Annotated in this window: 1 protein-coding gene; it reads left to right on the top strand. The window is 72.0% G+C overall.

Annotation, left to right across the window (positions count from 1 at the left end):
• Positions 1-53: 53 nt before the first annotated feature.
• Positions 54-503: redox-sensitive transcriptional activator SoxR (gene soxR / locus CCN56_RS40800; RefSeq protein WP_086832561.1), on the top strand; the 450-nt coding region annotated here is incomplete at its 3' end.

Below are 503 nucleotides of genomic sequence, written 5' to 3' on the forward strand. Positions count from 1 at the left end.
GCGCGGGGGCCGCTGTCAACGGCCGCCGTCGACGCCCCAGTAGGCTTCTACGGGTGCCGCAGATTCCAGAGAAGATCCACGAACTCACCGTCGGCCAGCTCTCCGCCCGTAGCGGGGCCGCCGTCTCCGCCCTGCACTTCTACGAGGCGAAGGGGCTCATCACCAGCCGCCGCACCAGCGGCAACCAGCGCCGCTACGGCCGCGACACGCTCCGCCGGGTCGCCTTCGTCCGCGCCGCGCAGCGGGTCGGCATCCCGCTGGCCACCATCCGGGAGGCACTGGCCCAGCTCCCCGAGGAGCGCACGCCCACGAACGAGGACTGGGCCCGGCTCTCCGGGGCCTGGCGCACCGAACTCGACGAGCGCATCAAGCAGCTCGGCCGGCTCCGGGACCATCTGACGGACTGCATCGGCTGTGGCTGTCTCTCCCTGGAGACCTGCGTCCTGTCCAACCCGGACGACCGCTTCGGCGAACAGATGGCGGGCTCCCGCCTCCTCCCGGTA

The sequence above is a fragment of the Streptomyces sp. NRRL B-24572 genome (assembly GCF_002156145.1).
GTDB lineage: Bacteria > Actinomycetota > Actinomycetes > Streptomycetales > Streptomycetaceae > Streptomyces > Streptomyces vietnamensis.